The sequence below is a fragment of the Limnohabitans sp. genome (assembly GCF_036804465.1).
Classification (GTDB): domain Bacteria; phylum Pseudomonadota; class Gammaproteobacteria; order Burkholderiales; family Burkholderiaceae_C; genus Limnohabitans.
Genome location: NZ_DAIRSK010000001.1, coordinates 23,546 through 47,040, shown reverse-complemented (window position 1 = coordinate 47,040; position 23,495 = coordinate 23,546). Strand labels below are relative to the sequence as shown.

Here is a 23,495-nt window from a genome sequence, read left to right as displayed (position 1 = left end):
ATGAAATCTACAGCCGTTGTTTTTGACAGACCTAAGCAATTGTCTTTGCAGGCACTTGAGTTGCCTGAGGTCAAAGTCGGTCAATTGGAGGTGGCTGTGCAATACAGCGGCATCAGCACAGGTGCTGAACGCATGTTGTGGGACGACAGCATTTCGGCCCTTCCGGGAATGGGCTACCCACTGGTGCCAGGTTTCGAAACGCTTGGGCAAGTGGTCAAGGCGCACACAGGGTCCAAGCTCAAAGAAGGTGACATGGTTTTCGTGCCCGGTGCCAATTGCTTCTCTGGTGTTCAGAGTATGTATGGCGGCGCTGCATCACGTTTGGTGGTGTCCGACCAGTTGGTCTTGCCAGTCGCGGGTGAGCTCGGTGTTGACGCGGTGTTGTTGGCACTTGCAGCCACGGCCTACCATGCCGTCTCTGGTGGTGGTATGCATGAGCCATTCACTCCCCCTGATTTGATCATTGGTCATGGTGTGATGGGGCGTTTGTTGGCGCGACTCACCGTTGCAGCGGGTTGTCCAGCGCCCACGGTTTGGGAAACGCAAGCTGAAATTGCCCAAGGCGCAAAAGGCTACTCAGTCATTCGTCCTGAGGATGATCCACGCAAAGACTACCAAGCCATTTATGACGTGAATGGCGATGCTTGTGTTTTAGACCATTTGATCCAACGCATTCGCCCGGGTGGCGAAATTGTGTTGGCGGGCTATTACAAACACGGCCTTGAGTTTTCATACCCGACCGCCTTTTCTCGCGAAGCGCGGATACGTGTTGCCGCCGAGTGGAAAAGGAGTGATTTGTTGGCAGTGAATCAACTGGTCAACAGCGGGCAACTTTCGCTGCAAGGTTTGGTCACACATGTGCAAGCCTTTCACACCGCCAACGCTGCTTATGAGACGGCATTTGGTGATGTTTCTTGCCTCAAGATGGTTTTGGACTGGAGCGCCCACGCATGAAAACACAATCAACATCGACCGAACAAACCATTCAATTTGTGGATCGCCTGCGCCAAGAGGCGGCATTGCCTACCGAGGCTGTCAGCACACAGGCTGTGACCAAAGAGACGCAAATCATTGCCATTTATGGCAAGGGCGGTATTGGCAAAAGTTTCACGCTGGCCAACCTCAGTTACATGATGGCGCAACAGGGTAAGAAAGTTTTGCTGATTGGTTGCGATCCTAAAAGCGACACCACCAGTTTGTTGTTTGGTGGCCGTGCATGTCCCACCATCATTGAAACTTCTTCTAAGAAAAAATTAGCCGGTGAAGCGGTGGCCATTGGCGATGTTTGCTTCAAACGCGATGGTGTCTATGCCATGGAATTGGGCGGCCCTGAGGTCGGACGCGGCTGCGGTGGTCGCGGCATCATTCACGGTTTTGAGTTGCTCGAAAAACTGGGTTTTCACGAGTGGGGTTTTGACTACGTGCTGCTCGACTTCTTGGGCGACGTGGTGTGCGGCGGCTTTGGCTTGCCGATTGCACGCGACATGTGCCAAAAAGTGATTGTGGTGGCCAGTAACGATTTGCAGTCACTGTATGTGGCCAACAACGTCTGCTCTGCGGTGGAATATTTCCGCAAACTGGGCGGCAATGTGGGTGTGGCCGGCATGGTCATCAACCGCGATGACGGCACGGGCGAGGCCGCCAACTTTGCAGAAAAGGTGGGCATCCCTGTGTTGTCCACCATCCCTGCCAACGAAGACATTCGCAGAAAGAGCGCCAGCTACGAAATCATTGGCCGACCCGAATCGGTGTGGGGCCCCATGTTTGCCGAGTTGGCCGCCAACGTCGCCACTTCAGTGCCGATCCGTCCCAACCCCATGACCCAAGACCAATTGCTGGGCTTGTTTGCCGCTTCAGCGGTGGGGCGCGATGTGGTGCTCGAGCCAGCCACCCAATTTGACATGTGCGGCAAGACCGACACCAGCAAGCCCACGCTCGAAGTCGTGTACGACGAAGTTTGACACCATGAGCAAAACGATTCCCATCGTCCCAGCCTCGCAAGCACCAGCGGGCATGAGCACCACCATCGAGGGTGATGGCATGGGCTGCCACTCGGGCGGTGAAAAAATGCTGGCGGCGGCCAAGGCCTCGGGCAAGTCGGAGGTGTTGGCGCAATATGCCAAGGACTATCCGGTAGACCCCAATGCAGGCCCGCACGACCAACCGCAAAGCATGTGTCCCGCCTTTGGATCCTTGCGTGTGGGGCTGCGCATGCGCCGCACCGCCACCATTTTGTCGGGCTCGGCTTGCTGTGTGTATGGCTTGACCTTCACCTCCCATTTCTACGGCGCGCGGCGCAGTGTGGGTTATGTGCCGTTCAACTCTGAATCCTTGGTGACGGGTAAGTTGTTTGAAGACATTCGCGAGTCGGTGTATGACCAGGCCGACCCAGACAAATACGATGCGATTGTGATCATCAACTTGTGCGTGCCCACAGCCAGTGGCGTGCCCCTGCAGTTGCTGCCCAAAGAGATCAATGGCGTCAGGATCATCGGCATCGACGTACCCGGTTTTGGTGTGCCCACGCACGCCGAGGCCAAAGATGTGTTGGCCGGTGCCATGCTGAAATATGCCCGCGAAGAAATTGTGGCGGGTCCAGTCCAAGCGCCGCGCACAGGGCGATCCGACAAGCCCACCATCACCATGATCGGTGAAATGTTCCCGGCCGACCCGATGATCATCGGGCGCATGCTCGAACCCATGGGACTTGCAGCAGGCCCTGTGGTGCCCACACGTGAGTGGCGCGAACTGTATGCAGCGCTCGATTGCGCCGCCGTGGCCGCCATCCATCCTTTTTATACGGCTAGTATTCGCGAATTTGAAGCGGCAGGGCGCCCCATCGTGGGCTCTGCCCCCGTGGGCCACGACGGCACAGAAGCTTGGTTGCAAGCCATAGGCAACTCAGCCAACGTGCCGCAGGCGCAAATTGACATGGTGAAAAATACCATGCTGCCTGCGATCAAAGCCGGTCTGGCCAAGTCGCCCATCAAAGGCCGCATCACTCTGAGCGGCTACGAAGGCTCTGAATTGTTGGTGGCGCGTTTGCTGGTCGAGAGTGGTGCGGATTTGCGCTATGTCGGAACCGCCTGCCCCAAAACGCCTTGGAGCGCTTCGGATTGTGAATGGTTGCAATCTCGCGGTGTGCACGTTCAATACCGTGCGTCCCTTGAACAAGACCTGGCTGCCATGCACGAGTGGAAGCCCGACTTGGCCATCGGCACCACACCGGTGGTGCAAGCAGCCAAAGAGCTGGGCATTCCCAGCCTGTACTTCACCAACCTGATTTCTGCACGCCCCCTGATGGGCCCTGCAGGTGCAGGCTCCTTGGCGCAGGTCATCAACGGCGCGATTGCCAACAAGTCGCGCTTTGATGAAATGAAAGCCTTCTTTGGTGACACAGGTTCCGGTCATGCAGCAGGCGTGTGGGAAGCCTCGCACGGTGTGCCCCAAAACCGTCCAGAGTTTGAAGCCGAAACCCGCAGACAGCTTGAAAAGCTGGCCAAAAAACGCAAAGCGGAGGCGATGATCTGATGTTAGTTCTTGACCACGATCGCGCAGGCGGCTATTGGGGAGCGGTGTATGTGTTCACCGCCATCAAAGGCTTGCAAGTGGTCATTGACGGCCCTGTGGGCTGCGAGAACTTGCCTGTCACTTCGGTGTTGCATTACACCGATGCCTTGCCACCGCATGAGCTGCCGATTGTGGTGACGGGTTTGGCCGAAGAACAGTTGGGCCGTGAGGGCACCGAGGGTGCCATGCGCCGTGCGCATGCGACCCTCAATCCTGATTTGCCCTCTGTCGTGGTGACTGGCTCGATTGCCGAAATGATCGGTGGCGGTGTCACGCCCGAGGGCACCAATCTGCAACGCTTCTTGCCGCGCACCATCGACGAAGACCAGTGGCAATGCGCCAACCGTGCCATGTACTGGCTCTGGCAGCAGTACGGCATCAAGCATGTGCCCAAGCGCGAGCGCAAAGAGGGCGAGCGTCCCCGCGTGAACATCATTGGCCCCAGCTACGGCACTTTCAACTGCCCCAGCGATTTGGCCGAAATTCGCCGCTTGGTGCAAGGCATCGGTGCAGACGTCAACATGGTCTTCCCATTGGGTTCACACGTCGCGGATGTGTCGCGATTGGTCGAAGCCGATGTCAACATTTGTATGTACCGCGAATTTGGCCGCATGCTCTGCGAAGCCTTGGAGCGTCCCTATTTGCAAGCGCCGATTGGTTTGCACAGCACCACCAAATTCTTGCGCTCTTTGGGTGAGTTGCTCGGCCTCGATCCCGAGCCGTTCATCGAGAGAGAAAAGCACAGCACCATCAAACCCATTTGGGATTTGTGGCGCTCGGTGACGCAAGACTTTTTTGGCACTGCCAACTTTGGTGTGGTGGCCAACGAAACCTACACGCGCGGCATTCGGCATTTCTTAGAAGACGAGATGGGCCTGCCTTGCAACTTTGCCATCTCGCGCATCGCGGGTGCCAAGACCGACAACGCCGAAGTGCGCAAACTGGTGACCGAAAAAACGCCGCTCATTTTGTACGGCAGCTACAACGAGCGCATTTATTTGGCCGAGTGTGGCGGTGGCGGCATGATGAAAACCAGCTTCATTCCTGCCAGTTTTCCGCTCCCCATCATTCGGCGTCACACGGGCACGCCGTTCATGGGTTATGCGGGTGCGACATACATCATCCAAGAATTTTGCAACGGCCTTTTTGATGCCTTGTTCCACATCTTGCCCTTGGGCACCGAGATGGACAAGATAGAAGGCACCTTGGGTCGCTCTGCGCCCAACACCACGGTGCCGTGGGAGCCAGAGGCACAAGACTTATTAGACGCATTGCTGGAACAGCAACCCGTGTTGGTGCGTATTTCTGCAGCCAAGCGCATGCGCGACCAAGCGGAGCGCGATGCGCGGGAAACCGGTCGCTCTCATGTGGAAGCACAAAGATTCACAGAATTGTTCGGGAAAGCAAATGAAGGGGCACATGCATGAAAGATGCGCGTCTGAATTCGTTGGTCCGTCAATCCTTCGGCCTGGCCGAGGGTCCACCTGTTGGGGTGTCAAAGCCACAACAGTCCGTCCTGAATTCGCAAGGGTTCAGGGAGTTGCCGTAAGGCATTTAGAGAGAGGCATGAACTATGACTGATGCAGCTAACCCTTCAGGGCTGACAGACGAAGAAGCCCAAGAGTTCCATACGTACTTCATACAGGGTTACCTGTTGTGGGCCGCAGGAGCTTTCTTCGCCCACAGCTTAGTGTGGATCTGGCGTCCCTGGTTCTAAGAGAACCAAATCAAGGAGGTATATATGACAAATCCGAACGTTAGCAAAACAATTTCTGACCCCATGCACCACTACCAAGGTTATTGGATGATTTTTGTATTGCTCTTCATTGTGTTCATGGGGATCGCTCTAGTTGGGCAATTGTTCGTTCTTAATTGGCGCAGTTGGCTTCCTGGTGCAGAGGAATCTATGACCATTTTTGATGGAGTGAGGGCTTCTGTATATACCGTCATTTCTCAAGTGAGTTAAGAAAGGAAATCACTATGTGGCGCATTTGGCGTTTGATAAATCCGCGACTGGCGGTTGTAGGTGTAGGCCTACTGATCGCTTTTGTATCAACAACGATTCATCTGATTCAAATCAGTGGCGATCGCTACAGCATCAACAACTGGCATCCAGACACCGCCAAGATGGCATCTGGGAAAGTTGTTCAGCAACAAAACGCGGCTTTGCCGCAAAAGTAAGGACCTTTGGTCTTTATTCAGACAGACGTACATCGCTCAAATTGAACGGTACGTCTGTCCTTTTGAATTGTTCATTTAAAGCCCATAAGACCTCAAAACAATCAATCGGTCGGAGGATGCAACCATGTCCATGTTAAGTTTTGAACGCAAATACCGAGTTCGCGGCGGTACCCTTTTTGGGGGCGACCTGTTTGATTTCTGGGTCGGTCCTTTCTACGTTGGATTCTTTGGAGTCACAACTTTGTTCTTTGCGCTGTCAGGCACCATGATGATTTTGTGGGGCGCAGCCATGGGACCCACTTGGAACGTCTGGCAAATCAATATTGCACCGCCAGACATTGCTTATGGCTTACGGTTTGCTCCCATGATGGAGGGCGGCTTGTGGCAACTGATCACCTTATGTGCCATTGGTGCATTTGTGTCTTGGGCTTTACGTGAGGTTGAGATTTGCCGCAAATTGGGCATGGGCTTGCATGTGCCTGTTGCTTTTAGCATGGCGATCTTGGCTTATGTGAGTTTGCAAGTGATTCGCCCTGTGCTCATGGGTGCTTGGGGACATGCGTTTCCCTACGGTATCTACAGCCATTTGGACTGGGTGAGTAATACGGCCTATCAGTACCTGCACTTTCACTACAACCCGTGGCACATGATTGCTGTCACTTTTTTCTTTGCAACGGTGCTTGCGCTGTCCATGCACGGAGGCTTGGTGCTCTCAGCCACCAACCCTGGCAAAGGCAAGGCGGTGAAGACGCCAGAACATGAAGACACGTTTTTCCGCGATCTGATCGGTTACTCCGTGGGAACGCTTGGCATTCACCGCTTGGGCTTGTTCTTGGCGCTCGCGGGCGTTTGGTTTGGCATTGTCTGTATTGTGGTCAGCGGACCCTTTTGGACTGGGGCTTGGCCCGAGTGGTGGGGCTGGTGGCTCAACATGCCCATCTGGCGCACTTGATTAAAAGGGGAAATTGAAATGGCTCAATATCAAAATCTTTTCACCTCTGTGCAGCCTGTCGGGCCCTTGCACGACGGTGTTGAATTGCCCCGCGGAGACGACAAGCGGTTAGGCAAACCATTTTTGGTGCACCTGTTTGGGCGCCTTGGCAATGCCCAAATTGGCCCCGTCTATTTGGGAACGCTTGGACTGGCGTCCTTGATTTTCGGCATTGCTGCGTTCAACATCATTGGCTTCAATATGTTGGCCTCTGTGGACTGGAACCCGATTCAATTCATCCGTCAGTTGTTTTGGTTGGCGCTAGAACCACCTGCACCTGCTTACGGTTTGAGTATTCCGCCGCTTCAACAAGGCGGCTGGTGGTTGATTGTGGGCTTCATGCTCACCATGTCCATCTTGCTGTGGTGGGCGCGTACTTACCGACGGGCTCGACAATTAGGTTTGGGGACGCACGTGGCTTGGGCCTATGCAGCAGCGATTTGGTTGTTTCTGGTGTGTGGCTTTTTCCGCCCCGTCATGATGGGCAGTTGGTCTGAGGCGGTGCCCTTTGGCATCTTCCCCCACCTCGACTGGACCTCGGCCTTGTCTTTGCGTTATGGCAATTTGTTCTACAACCCATTCCATGCCTTGTCGATCGTCTTCTTATATGGCTCTGTGTTGTTGTTTGCCATGCACGGTGCCACCATTTTGGCGGTGACGCGCTATGGGGGCGAACGCGAGATTGAACAAATTGTGGACCGCGGTACCGCCTCTGAGCGCGCTGGCTTGTTCTGGCGCTGGACCATGGGCTTCAATGCCACGATGGAGTCCATCCACCGTTGGGCTTGGTGGTTTGCCGTGTTGTGTCCATTGGTTGGTGGTATCGGCATTCTGCTCACAGGCACTGTGGTGGACAACTGGTATCTGTGGTCGGTCAAACACCATGTGGTACCTGCCTACCCCTTGGTCAGCCCCACCGTGCTTGATCCAGCAATTCTGGGAGTGAAGCCATGAAACTCATTTTTAAAATAGCACTCTGCATTTGGGCCGCTGTGATGCTCACAGGCTGTGAACGACCGCCGATTGAAACTGTTCAGACGGGTTTTCGCGGCACGGGCATGGAGCAAATTTACAACCCCAGAATCTTGGCCAAGCAAGCGGCACTCAATGAAGCACCTGTCGCACCAGATGCTGCTTCGGCAGATGGTCCTAAGGCCAGTCAGGTCTATCAAAACGTCAAGGTGTTAGGTGACTTGAGCGTGGGGCAATTCAATCGGCACATGGTGGCTATCACGCAATGGGTGGCACCAGACCAAGGCTGTGCGTATTGTCACAATGTTCAGAACTTTGCAGACGACGGCAAGTACACCAAAGTGGTGGCGAGGCGCATGATCCAAATGACGCAAAAAGTCAATCAGGACTGGAAGCCGCACGTGGCTGAAACGGGTGTGACGTGTTACACCTGTCACCGCGGCAACAATGTGCCCACGCAAGTGTGGACCGAGCCCAAAGACCGCAAATATGCCAACAGCTTGTTGGGTGATTTGGCAGGTCAAAACATAGCGACCAAAGAAGCTGGGCTGTCGTCACTGCCGTTTGATCCCTTCACGCCTTACCTCAAAGATGCAGCCCCTATTCGGGTCAACGGCAATGAGGCCATGGCGGGGGTGGGTGCATACGCCAACCGTGCGTCCCTAAAGCAGACTGAGCACACGTATTCGTTGATGTTGCACATGTCACAGTCGCTCGGGGTGAACTGTACCTATTGCCACAACACACGCAACTTCCAATCGTGGGAGGAGTCTAGGCCGCAACGGGTGACTTCTTGGTATGGCATTCGGATGGCGCGCGAGTTGAACAACGACTACATCACGCCTTTGACAGATGTCTTTCCAGACCATCGTTTGGGGCCCAAAGGCGATGTGGCAAAAGTCAATTGCAGCACCTGCCACCAAGGCGCTTACAAGCCACTTTATGGCGCAGCCATGGCCAAAGACTTTCCTGAACTCCAAGTTTTAGCCAAGCCTTAAACTCTGAAACTCACAAGGCCTGCACCCGTTGCGGTGCAGGCCTTTTTTAATGGAAACTCAGACATGAGCCTTGCGCAACAAGTGGGTTTAGGCGAGCAAACGGCCGTTGTTTTGCTGGCTGACATTGCTGACGCTTCTAGGCTTTGGGGTTGGTCACGCATTGTGAGAGGCCCTCGTGCTTTGCGGCGCGTGCCTGGATTGCTCTTTTCAAAAGTATTGGGCAGTGGCTACGAAGGGGGCTTTGATTTGCGGCCAAGTCCGTCTCGGCAGGGCGTGTTTGCCCTGTTTGACTCTGCTGAATCGGCGCATGATTTCATTGCGCACTCGCCCTTGGTTCATGCCTATCAAGAACGATCAAAGGAGTTTTGTTGGGCAACGTTGAAAACATTTTCTTGTCGTGGCAGCTGGGACGGCCTGAGTTTGCAAGCCACTGCCGAGGCGCCCACGCAAGGGCCTATGGCTGCCTTGACTCGGGCTTCCATCAAATTCAGCAAAGCGCAGGCATTTTGGCGGCACGCACCACCCTCGCAAACAGCGCTTGAGGGCGTGGCCGGTTGCCAAATGGCCGTCGGTTTAGGCGAGGCGCCTTTTTTCCGCCAAGCCACTTTCAGCATGTGGGACAGCGTGAACGCGATGAATGCTTATGCGCGATCGGGCGCTCACCTAGAAGCCATTCAAGCGGCGCAGAAAAATGGCTATTTCTCCGAATCCATGTTTGCGCGTTTCGTACCTTTGAAAGTTCACGGTCAATGGCGGGGAAAGCACTATGCATGAATCTGGGCGGACTCCCCGCGTGGTGGTGGTGGGAGCAGGCATTGGTGGCTTGGTCAGCGCGTTGGAGTTGGCGCATCGCGGGCTCGATGTCACTTTGATTGAGGGTGGCACCCAACCCGGTGGAAAAATCAGACAGGTGCAAGTCGATGGCGTGGGCGTTGACAGTGGTCCTACGGTTTTCACCATGCGATGGGTGTTGGACCAAATGCTTGAAACCCTAGGGACATCACTGGATGATCTTTTGCAACTGGAGCCCATGGGTGTTTTGGCCCGACATGCTTGGGACGCCAGTTCACAAAGACTCGATTTGCATTCGGATACGGCGCGCACCGCAGAGGAGATTGCACAATTCAGCAGCCCGCAAGAGGCGCGGCGATTTCTCAGCTTTTGCCAGCAAACGCGACGCCTATATGACACCTTAGAAAAGCCATACATACGCAGTCAGCGACCCAGTCTCTTGAGCATGGTGAACGACTTAGGCCTTGGTGGCATGGCCACGTTGAGTAGTTTGGGTCCATTTGCCAGCTTATGGACAAGCTTGGGTCGACATTTCCACGATCCTCGACTGCAACAATTGTTTGGTCGCTATGCCACCTATTGCGGCTCATCGCCTTGGTCAGCGCCAGCCACGCTCATGTTGGTGGCACAGGTCGAAATGGATGGCGTTTGGTCAGTCAAGGGTGGGATGTTTCAAGTAGCACTTGCCTTGTCAAAGTTAGGTGAAATGCATGGTGTGAAGTCACGCTATGGGGTGGCTTGTTCGCAGATCCTCACATCTCAAGGTAAGGTGAGTGGTGTGCAGCTTGCATCAGGTGAACACATCGCAGCAGACCATGTGATTTTTAACGGCGATGTGTCTGCCTTGGCCAGTGGCATGCTGGCATCGGCGCTCAGCAACAGCTTCGAGTCTGTGCGCCCCCATCAACGATCGCTGTCTGCATTCACGTTGTCCATGCACGCGAAAACCAGCGGTTTTCCATTGGTACGTCACAACGTTTTTTTCAACCAAGATTACCGCGCTGAGTTTGAAGATATTTTTCACAGACGACAACTGCCTTCGCAGGGAACTGTTTATGTATGCGCACAAGACCGCAACGACCGTGGGATTGCTGAGGCTGAGTTTGAAAGAATTTTGTGCCTTGTCAATGCGCCCCCAGATGGCGACATTCATTCATTCAACACATCGGAGATACAAGCATGCGAATCAAGCAGTATGGCGCTGATGCGTCGCTGTGGCTTGGAAATCGAAGTCACGCCGCAACAGGTGGTGAGGACCTTGCCGCAGGACTTTGCCCGTCTTTTCCCGGGCAGTGGGGGCGCTCTTTATGGTCAAGCGACCCACGGTTGGATGTCAGCCTTTCGTCGCCCCTCAGCACGCAGCAAAGTGCAGGGCCTCTACACGGCGGGGGGGAGCGTGCATCCGGGGCCGGGCGTGCCGATGGCCGCCATGTCGGGACGATTGGCGGCCGCGACGCTGATGGCGGACCTCGGTTTGACCAAACTGTCCCCCCGGGTGGTTATCTCTGGTGGTACGTCGATGCGTTGAGCGATGACGGTCAACACGGTTTGTCCATCATTGCTTTTGTTGGCAGCGTGTTTTCGCCCTACTATGCGCTGGCCAGGCGCGTTCAAGGCGGTGTGGCAGATCCTGAGAATTTTTGCGCGCTCAATGTGGCTTTGTATGGCAAAGGCGCAAAACGTTGGACCATGACCGAGCGGGGGCGTCAACATATCCAGCGCAGCGCTCACCACTACACGATTGGGCCGAGTAGTTTGCACTGGAATGGCCAAGAGCTGACCATTGATATCGACGAGATCAATGTGCCTTGGCCCAAGCGGGTGCGTGGCCGCGTGACGGTGAGACCCGAGGGGCTGTGTCGTTTTGTCACGGCGCTAGACAACGACGGGCGGCATCGCTGGGGCCCGATTGCCCCCTGCTCACGCGTTCAAGTTGAAATGGACAACCCCCACTTGAGTTGGCGTGGTCACGCTTACATAGACTCCAATGAAGGCGATGAACCGGTAGAAAAAGCTTTTTGGGATTGGGACTGGGCCCGAGCTGAAATGGCCAATGGCGACACCAGTGTGGTGTATGACGTGAGACCTAAAAAAGGCCCTGGCCGAGTGGTGGCCCAAAGATTTTCGCCAGACGGAAGTTACACACCCTTTGAAGCGCCAGCGCGCTACGCCTTGCCATCAACAGCTTGGCGCATCAAACGCGCGATGTGCAGTGAACGGGATGTGGCGCCTGAGCTTTTGAGCACCTTGGAGGACACACCGTTTTATGCCCGCTCATTGCTCAAAACGAGACTTTTGGGGGAAGACCTCACTGCGGTGCATGAATCTTTGGATGTTCCTAGGGTGGCTTCTTGGCCGGTGCGCTTGATGTTGCCTTGGAAAATGCCAAGGCGAGTTTGGTAAAAAAAGGCGCTGGCTTATTTGGTTGCGAAACGCTTGAGCAGCAACATGGCTTCTTGCACATTGTTGGAGATCACATCGGCGCCAAACATCTCAGCGGTCACATCTACCAACATAAAGATAGGCCCACCTAAGAGAACCTTGACATGGGGATTGCCTGAGTTTTCTTTCAATGCTTGCGTGAGTGACTTCAAGCTCAGCAATTGAGACTCAATGGCAACAGAGATGCCAATCACGTCAAACCATTCATTGGCAACCGCACGAACGAGCTCTTGCTCGGTGGAGGAGATCTCTATCACCACGTTCGCACCTTCTCTTCTGAACAAATCGCCCACAATGGTGGCACCCAGCAAATGCTGCGATCCTGGGGCACAACACACCATCACACTGGTCTGATCGCCCTTGACGTGTTGGCCATCACGAAACTCATATCCCAAGCGGTAGATGACATGGTGCATGAGAGCCAGGCCACATGTCACATCCGTGAAACTGCATAAATCCTTATCCCACAGTGTGCCCAAGTGTCTGGCCGCTGGGGTGATCAGGTCTAAAAAGATTCTTTCCTCAGTCAAACCTTGTGCGATCAATGCGTCAACCATTTGATTCACCCGCAAAGAATCACCCAGCCGACACGCATCTGTGAAATCAGTGAAATGAGGCAATGCCCCTGTATTGGCTCCCGAAACGATGGGCGTCTCCAAACGCTCGCTGTAGTTTTGAGAATTTAAGAGTCTTGGGATGAGCTGCTCTGCGATCACATCCTGAAGGGAATCTTTGCACTCGTCATTTGCCGATGATGTGACACGCAAGCGCTGCAGGCTTTTTAAATTAGGCATGCAAATTCCTAGGAGAGAGTTAGCGTCACTTCGTGCAGAAGCTTGATCGAGGTAAATTATTACCAGCAAAATAGCAAACCGATCCGCTAACGCTTCTATTTTTAACAATTAGCAATCAGCTTGCCAGTATCAATAACCCTTAGTTGTCTAAGACAAGGCTTGAGCGCTTATGGGTACAGCGAGGCGATGGATTTACCTATTTCAAATACTCGCGTCTAGGTCCAAATCGTTTTCAGAAGAAATTTCAAACTTTCTCAGCTTGACATACAGACTCTGGCGCGACAGCCCCAACATTTCGGCAGCAGAGGCGCGGTTGTTGTGGGTGAGCTCTAAAGCTGCCTCGATGCACATGCGCTCAATCGTGTCGACAGTATCGCCAACGATGTCTTTGATTGGACGGCGACCCACCAATTGCGAAAGGTCAGCAAATGGATTGGGCAAGGCTTGCGCAGCAGGTGAGGTGAGTTGAGAGCGTCGATTTAAATCTCTCACGAACATCACATAGAGGGGCTCGGGTTTTGTCAAATACGCGCCCGAGATTTCCACTGGAAGGGTCATGCCAGCCAGAGTTCTAATTTCTGTGGCGAAGTTGCGCACCGGTTTTTGTTGTTTCAAAGACGTGTTGAGCACGCCCCAATCCACTGCACCGCGGATCAACCAACCCTCTAATGATTGGCCCACCACTTGTGACGCTGCCGTCACACCTAGCAGTGCCATGCCTTCCTCATTCACACTTTTGACGATGCCCGCTGTGTCTGTCAGCAGCCACCCATCTGGGAAGTGCTCCATGGATTGACTCAAAACAAGGGAAGCGTCTAAGGTCAGATGAGAGGCTGCAGACGTTTCACGTTGGGTCAGCCGAACCAAAAACTGTGCGCCGCCTTCTTGTCTGAACACGGTGGCAGATGCTGTCAGAGGCACAGAAGCGCCAAGCAAGGTGGCTGAACACATTTCAATGCGACCGGTTGCCAAGGCAGTCCTGAGCAAAGATTGAATTTCTCCCTGACTGTCAGGGGCAAAACACTCACGAAAATCGCGCCCTACCAACCGTTTGCCCGCGTCTTTGAAAAGCGATTGCGCGCCTGCATTGGCCTCGATCAAACGGAAGGATTGCGCATCCACCATAAAGACCGCTTCTGGTGAGGTTTCAAACAACACACGATAACGCGCTTCAATGTGTCTGAGCCTCAGAAAATCTCGCTCCATAGACTGTTGCGTTTCCACCAAGCGGCGTTGCAGTTCGGCAAGACGCTCTAGGTTACGGCCGACGGCTAAAAGCTTGTTGGCTTTGAGAGGAACGGTGATGTATTGAATGGCAGCTTCGCCGCCCGACGGCATGGGGTGATTCACGTGGCGCCACAGCAGGCCTTGCGTTTCATTTTTGACCGTCAGCAAGTCTTCAATTTTTTTCTTACTCTCGGTGGTCACCGTGTCTACCCACCGCTTGCCTAGCCAGCCCTGACAGCCCAAGGTTGCCATGGTGTCTTGTCCGGTAGACACATCTTCAATCACGCCGTTGGGGCCGATGACCAAACTCACGTCTGAAACCATGCCTAAAAGCTTTGAGAAGTTGATGGCTTCAAGGTCGTTAAAGTTCATTTAAATGAATTGGTTTTATAGTATGAAATGACTTTGTAAGTTGACTAATTCTATCGTCACATTTTTGATACACGTCCCACATCCTCAAATTCAAGATGGGATTGTTGGACGTTCGATGTGGGGTTGGCATTGACCGCTGAAGCCCCCAGAGCTTGTGTGACCAGTGCAACGGTTTGAATGGCATCCGTGAAAAGCAGTGTGGTGCCTGGCCAATTCAGCCTGTTTGGTGCGATGTTTGCCATCGGGCCGCCAACATAGATTTTTAAGTTGGCATTGACCATCGCCACACGCAGTTGACTGACCGCTTTGGCGACTGGATCTATTTGTCGATCGGTGGAAAGAGACAACACAACGGCATCAAACCAATCCGATGAAAAGGCGTGTTTGAATTCTTCAATATCTTGCGGGCTTGCAAGTGTGACCCGCCAGCCGGCTTGACGAAAAAATTCACTCAGCATAAAGACACCCAGCCCATGCTGTGAACCTGGTTCGTTCATGATCAAAAGGCTCAGGCCGTTTGATTCAGCTTGGCCCTCTGATAAAAATTCGGGGCTGAATTCGTGCATGGCCCGTTGCAGACGAGAAAAAGCAATCGTGACATTGACAAAATCAAGCGCGTCAGACGACCAAAGTTCGCCGATGATTTTGGCGCAATTCGTGATGCCGTAGAGGTAAATATTGGCCAGAGAGTGGCCTTGCCGACGCCAATTGGTCAGAATTTTTCGCGTTGCGTCCATGCTGTGGATGGCTGATTGCGACAGCATTCTCGCTTGGCCTAGGTCGAGCGCTGCTTTTGTGGCAAAGCTTGTCCCCCCCACCAGTCGGGGGCTAGCGCCTAAGACAAACTGCGATTTGGAGTCTTGTGACTCAGACGACCAAGCTTGACCTGGCGAAGTATTGGATTGATCAAATTGAAATTGAGCCACGGCGAGCACCCATCTTTGAATAGACCTGTCTAGTTTCGTGCATGTGCAAATAATCCGCTTTAAGTGTAATCCCTAGTTAACAAATATATTGTCAATTAAGGTTGACACATGCTGGTTCGCGCTATAAAGTTGTGACAGTTCATTTGAAATGAAAGCATGTCATGCAGCAGTCTCAGCCACAGGTTTTGTATACGCCAGAGCAGCGCGCTAAGCGCGATGCCTCGCGTTGGACCTTGGTGCAAGGTGTCTTGGCGCCCATTCAATTTTTGATTTTTTTAGTGAGCTTGTATTTGGTGGTTTACAGCCTACAAACCGGCGAATACACAGATTGGGCTTTGTTTTCCGTGGTGCTCAAGACCTTGGTGCTCTACGCCATCATGATCACAGGCTGCATTTGGGAAAAGGTCGTATTTGGCAAGTACCTTTTTGCGCACGCCTTTTTTTGGGAAGACGTGGTCAGCATGTGTGTGATGGCCTTGCACACGGCTTATTTGTGGGTTTGGTGGGAAGGCAGTTGGTCAGCCAGTGACCAACTATGGTTGGCGTTGACGGCCTACATGACTTACGGCATCAACGCGGCCCAGTACATCCGCAAACTGCGCATGGCGCGTTTGCAAAAGCCGCAGTCAAACATGGTCAATACGACAGCTCAGGTGAGTGCATGAGTCCCGTCATTCCCATCCGCTCAGACATCGGCAAAGGCTGCACGGACGCCAAGCCATTGGTTGAGCGCGGGCAGCGCGAGGTATTTTGTGGTCTCACGGGCATCATTTGGCTACACCGCAAAATTCAAGACGCCTTTTTCTTGGTGGTCGGCTCACGCACCTGTGCGCACCTGATTCAGTCTGCTGCAGGCGTGATGATCTTTGCAGAGCCCCGATTTGGCACGGCCATCATTGATGAGCGCGACTTGGCTGGGCTGGCAGACGCTAACGATGAACTGGACCGCGTAGTTCATCAGCTCTTGGCGCGCCGTCCAGAAATTAAATTGCTTTTTTTGGTGGGCTCATGCCCTTCCGAAGTCATCAAATTAGATTTATCGCGCGCGGCCTCTAGGCTGTCAGCGCAACATTCACCCGCGGTTCGTGTGTTGAACTATTCGGGAAGCGGGATCGAAACAACCTTCACACAAGGTGAGGATGCTTGCTTGGCATCCATGGTGCCCGACTTGCCAGCGACGTCAGCTGATGCGGAGCCTGAGTTGGTGATTGTGGGCACACTGGCCGATGTGGTGGAAGACCAGTTTGTGCGCATCTTGAACCACATGGGTATTGAGCGGGTGAGGTTTTTTCCGCCTCGTCGTGCCCAGGACATGGTGCCCATTGGCGCCAACACGCACTTTCTGTTGGCACAACCCTTTTTGGGGGATACCGCGCGTGTGCTGCAAGCGCGGGGGGCGACATTGCTGGCAGCCCCTTTCCCGCTGGGCGTTGAGGGCACAAGCGCTTGGTTGCAATCGGCAGCGACCGCATTTGGTGTCACGCCTGAGCGATTTCAAGCCGCTGTGGCGGCACCCATGGCCAGGGCATCGGCGTCATTGGCCCGAGCCAAAGTGCATCTCGACGGCAAACGAATTTTCTTCTTTCCTGACTCGCAACTTGAAATTCCATTGGCGCGATTTTTATCGCGGGAATTGGGCATGAAATTGCTGGAAGTTGGCACCCCTTACTTGCATCGTCAGCACATGGCGATGGAGTTGGCCATGCTGCCAGAGGGTACTTTTTTGTCAGAAGGTCAAGATGTCGAAAAACAGCTGGACCGTTGTCGCGCTTTGCATCCCGATATGGTGGTGTGCGGCTTGGGTCTGGCCAACCCGCTGGAGGCCGAAGGCATGACCACCAAGTGGGCCATCGAGTTGGTTTTCACGCCCATTCAAGGCTATGACCAAGCAGGTGATTTGGCTGAATTGTTCACCCGCCCGCTGATGCGGCGCATGCGCTTGGCTGCTTAAAGGAATCCGAGTCATGCAACTCACACTCTGGACATACGAAGGACCTCCCCACGTGGGCGCCATGCGTGTGGCCACGGCCATGGAGGATGTGCACTATGTCTTGCATGCGCCTCAAGGAGACACCTACGCCGATTTGCTGTTCACCATGATCGAGCGTTTGCCCAAGCGCCCGCCGGTGACCTACACCACGTTTCAAGCGCGCGATTTGGGTGGAGATACGGCGGAGCTTTTCAAGACCGCTGCGCGTGAAGCCTATGCGCGTTTTTCGCCCAAAGCCATGTTGGTCGGCTCTTCTTGCACCGCTGAGCTGATTCAAGACGACCCGGGTGGTTTGTGCAAGGCACTCAACTTGCCCATTCCTGTTGTGGCCTTGGAGTTGCCGTCTTATCAGCGCAAAGAAAACTGGGGCGCATCGGAGACTTTTTACCAATTGGTTCGCAACTTGGCCTTGCCAAAAGACTCGCTGGTCAAGTCTGAATCAACCAAGCCTCGCTGCAACATCTTGGGTCCCACAGCTTTGGGTTTTAGGCACCGCGACGATGTCACCGAAATCAGCCAACTGCTGACCAAGATGGGCATTGACATCAATGTGGTGGCGCCACTCTCGGCTACGCCTGCCGATATCGCCCGCCTAGCCGATGCGGACTTCAATGTGGTGCTCTACCCCGAGATTGCGAACTTGAGTGCGCAGTGGTTGAAGCGCAGTTTTGGTCAAGCCTTTACCAAAACCATCCCCATGGGACATTCCGCCACGCGTGAGTTTGTGCGTGAAGTTGCCGTGTTGGCGGGACTCGATCCCGATGCCGCGCTTGCAAAAACGGTCTCACGTGCCGCGTGGTATGCCCGCTCAGTTGACTCTACCTACTTGACAGGCAAACGCGTGTTTGTCTTTGGTGATGCCACACACGCCGTGGCTGCAGCGCGCGTCGCAGCACAAGAAATGGGCTTTGCAGTGGTTGGTATTGGCACCTACAGCCGCGAGTTTGCGCGTGAGGTGCGAGAGGCCGCCAGTTTGTACGGGGTGGAGGCTTTGATCAGTGATGACTATTTAGAAATAGAAGCACGTATTGCAGAGTTGAACCCCGAATTGGTGCTGGGCACACAAATGGAGCGGCACATCGCCAAGCGCTTGGGGGTGCCTTGTGCGGTCATCTCTGCGCCAGTGCATGTGCAAGATTTTCCAGCCAGGTATTCACCCCAAATGGGATTTGAAGGTGCCAACGTCTTGTTTGACACTTGGGTGCACCCACTCATGATGGGCCTTGAAGAACATCTGATCGGCATGTTCAGGGGCGATTCAGAGTTTCATGAAGATGCAGCGCCGTCCCACTTGGGCGGGGGCGTGCATGCACAAACCCAGTGGGTCGCGACACAACAAGCGCAGCTGGCGCCTGCCCAGTCGGGCGAAGTCGCCACCACGCATGAGAGTCTAGCGGTTTCGGTATGGGACAACGGTGCAGAAAAAGAGCTGAAAAAAATTCCATTTTTCGTGCGCGGCAAGGCCCGACGAAACACCGAGCGTTACGCGACAGAGCGTGGCATCTCGGTGATCACGACGGAGACACTGTATGAATCTAAAGCTTACTTCTCGCAGTCCTAAATCCACTCTGCGTGACGCCACCCCCATCCGCATGGTGGTGGTCACCATGGACACGCATTTTGCGAGTTCGTTCAATCGCGCCAATGAACAATGGAAGCGAGATTTTCCAGGGCTGACATGGTCTTTGCACGCCGCTTCAGAATACGCTGGCAACGATGAACTCATCGCCAAATGCAAGCATGACATTGCCGCAGCTGACATTGTGTTGTGCGGCATGCTGTTTCTTGAAGATCACTTTTTGCCCATCTTGGACGACCTGCGCGCGCGCCGCATGAACTGCGATGCGATGATTTGCATGGCAAGTGCCACCGAGGTCACGCAACTCACGCGTTTTGGTCAGTTTGACATGAGCAAGCCCGCAAGCGGTCCCATGGCCTTGCTGAAGAAGTTGCGTGGCGGTGGCAAGGACAAGCCCGCCACAGGCGGCGCTGCCCAAATGAAAATGTTGCGCCGCTTGCCTCAGCTGCTGCGCTTCATTCCAGGCACAGCGCAAGACGTGCGTTCTTACTTCATTACGCTGCAATATTGGCTGGGTGGCTCAGATGACAATGTTTTAAACATGGTGCGTCACCTGATTGACCGTGGCGCTGATGGCCCGCGTAAATCATTGCGTGGCAAGGTCAAAGTCGAGGCGCCCGTGCATTACCCTGAAGTGGGCGTCTACCACCCTCGCATGAGCACCAGGTTCAGTGAAGATGCCAACGAATTGCCAATGCCAAAAGTGGCTGCTATCAAAGGCACCGTGGGCATCTTGATGCTGCGTTCCTATTTGTTGTCTGGCAATGCAGGCCATTACGACGGCGTGATTGCAGCCCTTGAAGCCCAAGGTTTGCGCGTGATTCCAGCCTTTGCCGCGGGCTTAGATTCGCGTCCTGCCATTGACGAATTTTTCTTCAGGAATGGTCAAGTTTGTGTCGACGCAGTCGTCTCACTGAGTGGCTTTTCACTCGTCGGTGGCCCCGCTTATAACGATGCCAAGGGTGCAGAAGAGGTGCTGGCTAAATTAGATGTGCCCTATGTGGCGGCTCATCCCGTGGAATTCCAAACACTGGACCAATGGGGAGGCTCTGAGCGCGGATTGCTGCCTGTTGAGAGCACCATCATGGTGTCAATTCCAGAGCTTGACGGCTCCACCAGCCCCATGGTCTTTGGTGGTCGCCCCGGTGCTGCGGGCGTGACCTGCACAGGTTGCCACCATGCTTGTACTTTTGGTGAAAGCAACAACGCACAAGACATGCACTCTTGCCCAGAGCGCGCCATCATGTTGGCCGCGCGGGTGAGCAAATTGGTGGCCTTGCGGCGCAGCGAACGACAAGACCGCCATGTGGCCATTGTGTTGTTCAACTTTCCACCCAACGCAGGCAACATTGGCACCGCCGCTTTCTTGTCTGTGTTCGAGTCTTTGTGGCACACCCTGACAGCCATGAAGGCGCAAGGCTATCAAGTGGATGTGCCAGCCAGTGTGGACGAATTACGCATCGCCCTGCTGCACGGCAACGCTGGTCAGTATGGTGCTGACGCCAATGTGCATGCCCTGATTTCTGCTGACGACCATGTCAGACGTGAACGCTGGCTCAAAGAGATTGAAGCCCAGTGGGGACCTGCTCCTGGCCGCCAGTTGAGTAACGGCAATTCAATTTTTGTGTTGGGCAAGAAATTTGGCAATGTGCTGGTCAGCGTGCAGCCTTCGTTTGGTTATGAAGGTGACCCCATGCGCTTGTTGTTTGAAAAAGGCTTGGCACCCACGCATGCGTTCTCTGCTTTTTATCGCTACCTGCGTGAAGATTTCAAAGCGCATGCGGTGCTCCACTTTGGCACCCATGGTGCGCTCGAATTCATGCCGGGCAAACAATCTGGCTTGAGCGGCGCATGTTGGCCTGATCGTTTGATTGACGATTTGCCCAATATCTATTTGTACGCAGCCAACAACCCATCTGAAGGGGCAATCGCCAAGCGTCGCTCGGGGGCTACTTTGATCAGCTACCTCACGCCACCGATCACGCAAGCAGGTTTGTACAAAGGGTTGAACGAGTTGAAGTCATCTCTTGAGCGTTGGCGCGCTTTGGAAAGTGGCAACAGCGAGCGGCTTGACTTAGCCGCTGTCATTCAAGCCCAAGCGGTAGAACTGGATTTGGTGCCTGCAGAGCCCGCTTGGGACGCCGCCTCGATGGGCGCCGATTTGGACAAGCTGGTGATGCGCTTGGGCGAAGAAATGCTTGAGCTGGAATACACGCTCATTCCGCACGGTTTGCATGTGACTGGTCGCGTCCCCAGCCCAGCTCAACAAGTGGATATGTTGCTGGCCATGGCCGACGCCAACCAAGGCATGCAACTTGAGCGTGCCGCAGTTGAGGCTTTGGTGGAGGGGCATTCGCCAGAGCAAGCGCTGGTGCTTGCTGGCTTGGCGCGCAATCACGCCAGCCTCAGTGTTTTGCGAGATTTGGTTCAGCCGCAGGCTCACCTGTCCGTTGACACAGAAGTGTCAGCGATGCTGCGCGCTTTAGACGCGCGCTACATTCGGCCGGCTCCGGGTGGTGACGTACTTCGTACGCCAGCTGTGTTGCCGACGGGCCGCAACATTCATGGCTTTGATCCTTTCAGAATTCCCAGTGCCTTGGCGGTTCGCGATGGCAAGGTGCAAGCGCAGTTGTTGATTGATCGCCACCGTGCCGATGGCAACCCCTTGCCAGAATCGATTGCCATGGTGCTGTGGGGCAGTGACAACCTCAAAAACGAAGGCGCGCCCATCGCGCAAGCCTTGGCCTTGATGGGTGCTATGCCGCGCTTTGACAGTTATGGCCGCATTGCGGGCGCCAGCCTGATTCCCCTAGAAGAATTAGGACGCCCACGCATTGACGTGATCATGACCTTGTCTGGCATCTTTCGCGACCTCATGCCACTGCAGATCAAGCTCTTGGCTGAGGCTGCTTATTTGGCCGCCTCAGCAGACGAACCGCTGGAGATGAACTGGATTCGAAAGCACACCTTGGCGTATCAGCAAGAACACGGATGCACCCTAGAAACCGCCGCCTTGCGGGTCTACGGCAATGCCGAAGGCGCTTACGGCGCGAACGTGAACAACCTGATTGAGAGCAGCCGTTGGGGCGACGAGGGTGAGTTGGCCGAAACCTATAAACGACGTAAAAGTTTTGCCTACGGCCGCACGGGCCGCGCTGTGCAGCAAACCGCGCTCATGCACACTGCTTTGGCCGATGTGCAGCTCACCTACCAAAACCTAGATTCAGTGGAATTGGGCGTGACCACAGTGGACAACTACTTTGACACCTTGGGCGGTATCACCCAAGCGGTGAGGGCGGCCAAAGGTGGCCAAACACCACCGGTCTACATTGGCGATCAAACCAAAGGTCATGCAGCGGTGCGCTCTTTGAAAGAGCAAGTCTCTATTGAAATTCGCACCCGCATGCTCAACCCCAAGTCTTACGAAGGCTTGCTTGAGCACGGCTACGAAGGCGTGCGACAAATCGAAGTTCACGTGACCAACACCATGGGCTGGTCTGCCACCACAGGGCAAGTGCAACCTTGGGTCTACAAACAACTGTCTGAGACGTTCATGCTGGACCCCGCCATGCGTGAACGCTTAGCCACACTGAATCCGACGGCCTCTGCGCGCGTGGCCAACCGTTTGATCGAAGCGTCTGAGCGCAACTATTGGCAGCCCGATGCCCAGACCTTGCAAGCGCTTCGCCAAGCAAGTGAAGAATTAGAAGATCGCTTAGAAGGCGTATATGAAGGAGCTCCAGCATGACAGTCGCAACTCTGCCGTTTCCAACGGTCAAACGGCATTCCAAATTAGACGGGGAGGGGAGTATGCAAGTTCAACTCGATCCCGATGTCAAGATTGGCAATGCCAAAGTCTTTGCCATTTACGGCAAGGGCGGCATTGGCAAGAGCACCACTTCTTCTAACTTGTCAGCAGCGTTTTCAAAAATGGGTAAACGTGTGTTGCAAATTGGCTGCGACCCCAAACACGACAGCACATTCACACTGACCAAAAAGATGCTGCCCACAGTCATTGATGTGCTGGAGACGGTCGACTTTCATGCAGAAGAACTGCGGGTGGAAGACTTTGTGTTCGAAGGCTACAACGGCGTGATGTGTGTCGAAGCGGGCGGCCCGCCCGCTGGCACGGGTTGCGGTGGTTATGTGGTTGGGCAGACCGTCAAGCTGCTGAAAGAACACCATTTGTTGGAAGACACAGATGTGGTGATTTTTGATGTGCTGGGTGATGTGGTGTGTGGTGGCTTTGCAGCGCCTTTGCAACATGCCGATCGCGCCATGATCGTGACCGCCAATGACTTTGATTCCATCTTTGCGATGAACCGCATCGTGCAAGCCATCGGCGCCAAGGCCAAAAACTACAACGTGCGCTTGGGCGGTGTGATTGCCAACCGCAGTGCTGCCACGGATCAAATAGATAAATACAACGACCGCATTGGCTTGAAGCTGGCTGCGCACTTTCCTGATTTGGATGTGATTCGTCGCAGCCGTTTGAAAAAATCGACCCTGTTTGAGATGGAGCACTCGCCCGAACTCGAGGCGGTGCAAAAGGAATACATGCGACTGGCGGCCAACATGTGGCTGGGCGGTGAGGCCTATTCGGCTGTGCCCATGAAAGACCGCGATATCTTTGATCTCCTAGGTTTTGATTGAGGAGTTTG

General features: G+C 54.3%; 21 protein-coding genes. 18 read left to right on the top strand and 3 right to left on the bottom strand.

Translation table 11 applies throughout. The features are described 5' to 3' along the window. From bchC to V7Q41_RS00155, 13 genes are all read left to right on the top strand, one after another. Positions 1-954 carry a chlorophyll synthesis pathway protein BchC gene (gene bchC, locus V7Q41_RS00215; protein ID WP_333841250.1) on the top strand — a complete coding sequence of 318 codons (954 nt, stop codon included), beginning with the start codon at positions 1-3 and terminating at the stop codon, positions 952-954. Continuing rightward, positions 951-1,961, top strand: coding sequence for a chlorophyllide a reductase iron protein subunit X (locus V7Q41_RS00210; RefSeq protein ID WP_333841247.1), 1,011 nt, complete (start codon positions 951-953; stop codon positions 1,959-1,961). The genes bchC and V7Q41_RS00210 overlap by 4 nt, the downstream gene beginning before the upstream one ends. A 4-nt stretch (positions 1,962-1,965) precedes the next feature. After that, positions 1,966-3,531: a chlorophyllide a reductase subunit Y gene (gene bchY / locus V7Q41_RS00205; protein ID WP_333841245.1), complete on the top strand. Its 1,566-nt coding sequence runs from the start codon at positions 1,966-1,968 to the stop codon at positions 3,529-3,531. Next, a complete protein-coding gene (gene bchZ, locus V7Q41_RS00200) occupies positions 3,531-4,997 on the top strand; it encodes a chlorophyllide a reductase subunit Z (protein ID WP_333841242.1) in 1,467 nt (488 codons plus the stop codon). The genes bchY and bchZ overlap by 1 nt, the downstream gene beginning before the upstream one ends. Positions 4,998-5,143: 146 nt before the next feature. Then, positions 5,144-5,287 carry a light-harvesting antenna LH1, beta subunit gene (gene pufB, locus V7Q41_RS00195; RefSeq protein ID WP_100171968.1) on the top strand — a complete coding sequence of 48 codons (144 nt, stop codon included), beginning with the start codon at positions 5,144-5,146 and terminating at the stop codon, positions 5,285-5,287. A 24-nt stretch (positions 5,288-5,311) separates the two neighbouring features. After that, positions 5,312-5,536, top strand: a complete 225-nt coding sequence (locus tag V7Q41_RS00190) for a hypothetical protein (protein WP_333841237.1) — start codon at positions 5,312-5,314, stop codon at positions 5,534-5,536. Positions 5,537-5,550: 14 nt separating this feature from the next. Next, positions 5,551-5,751 (top strand): hypothetical protein, encoded by a 201-nt coding sequence (locus tag V7Q41_RS00185; RefSeq protein WP_333841234.1) that lies wholly within the window; start codon positions 5,551-5,553, stop codon positions 5,749-5,751. Positions 5,752-5,875: 124 nt separating this feature from the next. After that, positions 5,876-6,703 (top strand): photosynthetic reaction center subunit L, encoded by an 828-nt coding sequence (pufL, locus tag V7Q41_RS00180; protein WP_333841231.1) that lies wholly within the window; start codon positions 5,876-5,878, stop codon positions 6,701-6,703. An 18-nt stretch (positions 6,704-6,721) separates the two neighbouring features. After that, positions 6,722-7,696 carry a photosynthetic reaction center subunit M gene (pufM, locus tag V7Q41_RS00175; protein WP_333841228.1) on the top strand — a complete coding sequence of 325 codons (975 nt, stop codon included), beginning with the start codon at positions 6,722-6,724 and terminating at the stop codon, positions 7,694-7,696. Beyond that, positions 7,693-8,712 carry a photosynthetic reaction center cytochrome PufC gene (gene pufC, locus V7Q41_RS00170; protein ID WP_333841225.1) on the top strand — a complete coding sequence of 340 codons (1,020 nt, stop codon included), beginning with the start codon at positions 7,693-7,695 and terminating at the stop codon, positions 8,710-8,712. Before pufM ends, pufC begins: the two co-directional genes overlap by 4 nt. 63 nt (positions 8,713-8,775) lie before the next feature. Then, entirely contained in the window at positions 8,776-9,486 is a 711-nt protein-coding gene (locus tag V7Q41_RS00165; RefSeq protein ID WP_333841223.1) for a spheroidene monooxygenase, read from the top strand. Further along, a complete protein-coding gene (crtD, locus tag V7Q41_RS00160) occupies positions 9,479-11,032 on the top strand; it encodes a 1-hydroxycarotenoid 3,4-desaturase CrtD (protein WP_333841221.1) in 1,554 nt (517 codons plus the stop codon). Before V7Q41_RS00165 ends, crtD begins: the two co-directional genes overlap by 8 nt. Then, the gene (locus V7Q41_RS00155) at positions 11,029-11,907 is read left to right on the top strand and encodes a carotenoid 1,2-hydratase (RefSeq protein ID WP_333841219.1); all 879 of its coding nucleotides are present in this window, start codon (positions 11,029-11,031) and stop codon (positions 11,905-11,907) included. Before crtD ends, V7Q41_RS00155 begins: the two co-directional genes overlap by 4 nt. 14 nt (positions 11,908-11,921) lie before the next feature. Here V7Q41_RS00155 and V7Q41_RS00150 read toward each other — a convergent pair whose 3' ends face one another. The 3 genes from V7Q41_RS00150 to V7Q41_RS00140 all read right to left on the bottom strand — a co-directional run bounded on the left by V7Q41_RS00150 (position 11,922) and on the right by V7Q41_RS00140 (position 14,836). Beyond that, entirely contained in the window at positions 11,922-12,740 is an 819-nt protein-coding gene (locus V7Q41_RS00150) for a cobalamin B12-binding domain-containing protein (protein ID WP_333841217.1), read from the bottom strand. 201 nt (positions 12,741-12,941) lie between these two features. Next, positions 12,942-14,339 (bottom strand): transcriptional regulator PpsR, encoded by a 1,398-nt coding sequence (ppsR, locus tag V7Q41_RS00145; RefSeq protein WP_333841215.1) that lies wholly within the window; start codon positions 14,337-14,339, stop codon positions 12,942-12,944. 56 nt (positions 14,340-14,395) lie between these two features. After that, on the bottom strand, positions 14,396-14,836 hold the full coding sequence (locus V7Q41_RS00140; protein WP_333841211.1) for a cobalamin B12-binding domain-containing protein: 441 nt from the start codon (positions 14,834-14,836) through the stop codon (positions 14,396-14,398). A gap of 590 nt (positions 14,837-15,426) precedes the next feature. Here V7Q41_RS00140 and bchF point away from each other — a divergent pair. Genes bchF through bchL form a run of 5 tightly spaced genes read left to right on the top strand, consistent with a single transcriptional unit; the run spans position 15,427 to position 23,487 of the window. Next, on the top strand, positions 15,427-15,930 hold the full coding sequence (bchF, locus tag V7Q41_RS00135) for a 2-vinyl bacteriochlorophyllide hydratase (protein ID WP_333841209.1): 504 nt from the start codon (positions 15,427-15,429) through the stop codon (positions 15,928-15,930). Continuing rightward, complete coding sequence (locus V7Q41_RS00130) at positions 15,927-17,216, top strand: ferredoxin:protochlorophyllide reductase (ATP-dependent) subunit N (RefSeq protein ID WP_333841207.1); 1,290 nt, start codon at positions 15,927-15,929, stop codon at positions 17,214-17,216. The genes bchF and V7Q41_RS00130 overlap by 4 nt, the downstream gene beginning before the upstream one ends. A gap of 13 nt (positions 17,217-17,229) precedes the next feature. Next, entirely contained in the window at positions 17,230-18,816 is a 1,587-nt protein-coding gene (gene bchB / locus V7Q41_RS00125; RefSeq protein ID WP_333841204.1) for a ferredoxin:protochlorophyllide reductase (ATP-dependent) subunit B, read from the top strand. After that, a complete protein-coding gene (locus tag V7Q41_RS00120; RefSeq protein WP_333841203.1) occupies positions 18,785-22,582 on the top strand; it encodes a magnesium chelatase subunit H in 3,798 nt (1,265 codons plus the stop codon). Before bchB ends, V7Q41_RS00120 begins: the two co-directional genes overlap by 32 nt. Beyond that, complete coding sequence (gene bchL / locus V7Q41_RS00115) at positions 22,579-23,487, top strand: ferredoxin:protochlorophyllide reductase (ATP-dependent) iron-sulfur ATP-binding protein (RefSeq protein ID WP_333841201.1); 909 nt, start codon at positions 22,579-22,581, stop codon at positions 23,485-23,487. The genes V7Q41_RS00120 and bchL overlap by 4 nt, the downstream gene beginning before the upstream one ends. The last annotated feature ends 8 nt before the right edge of the window (positions 23,488-23,495 follow it).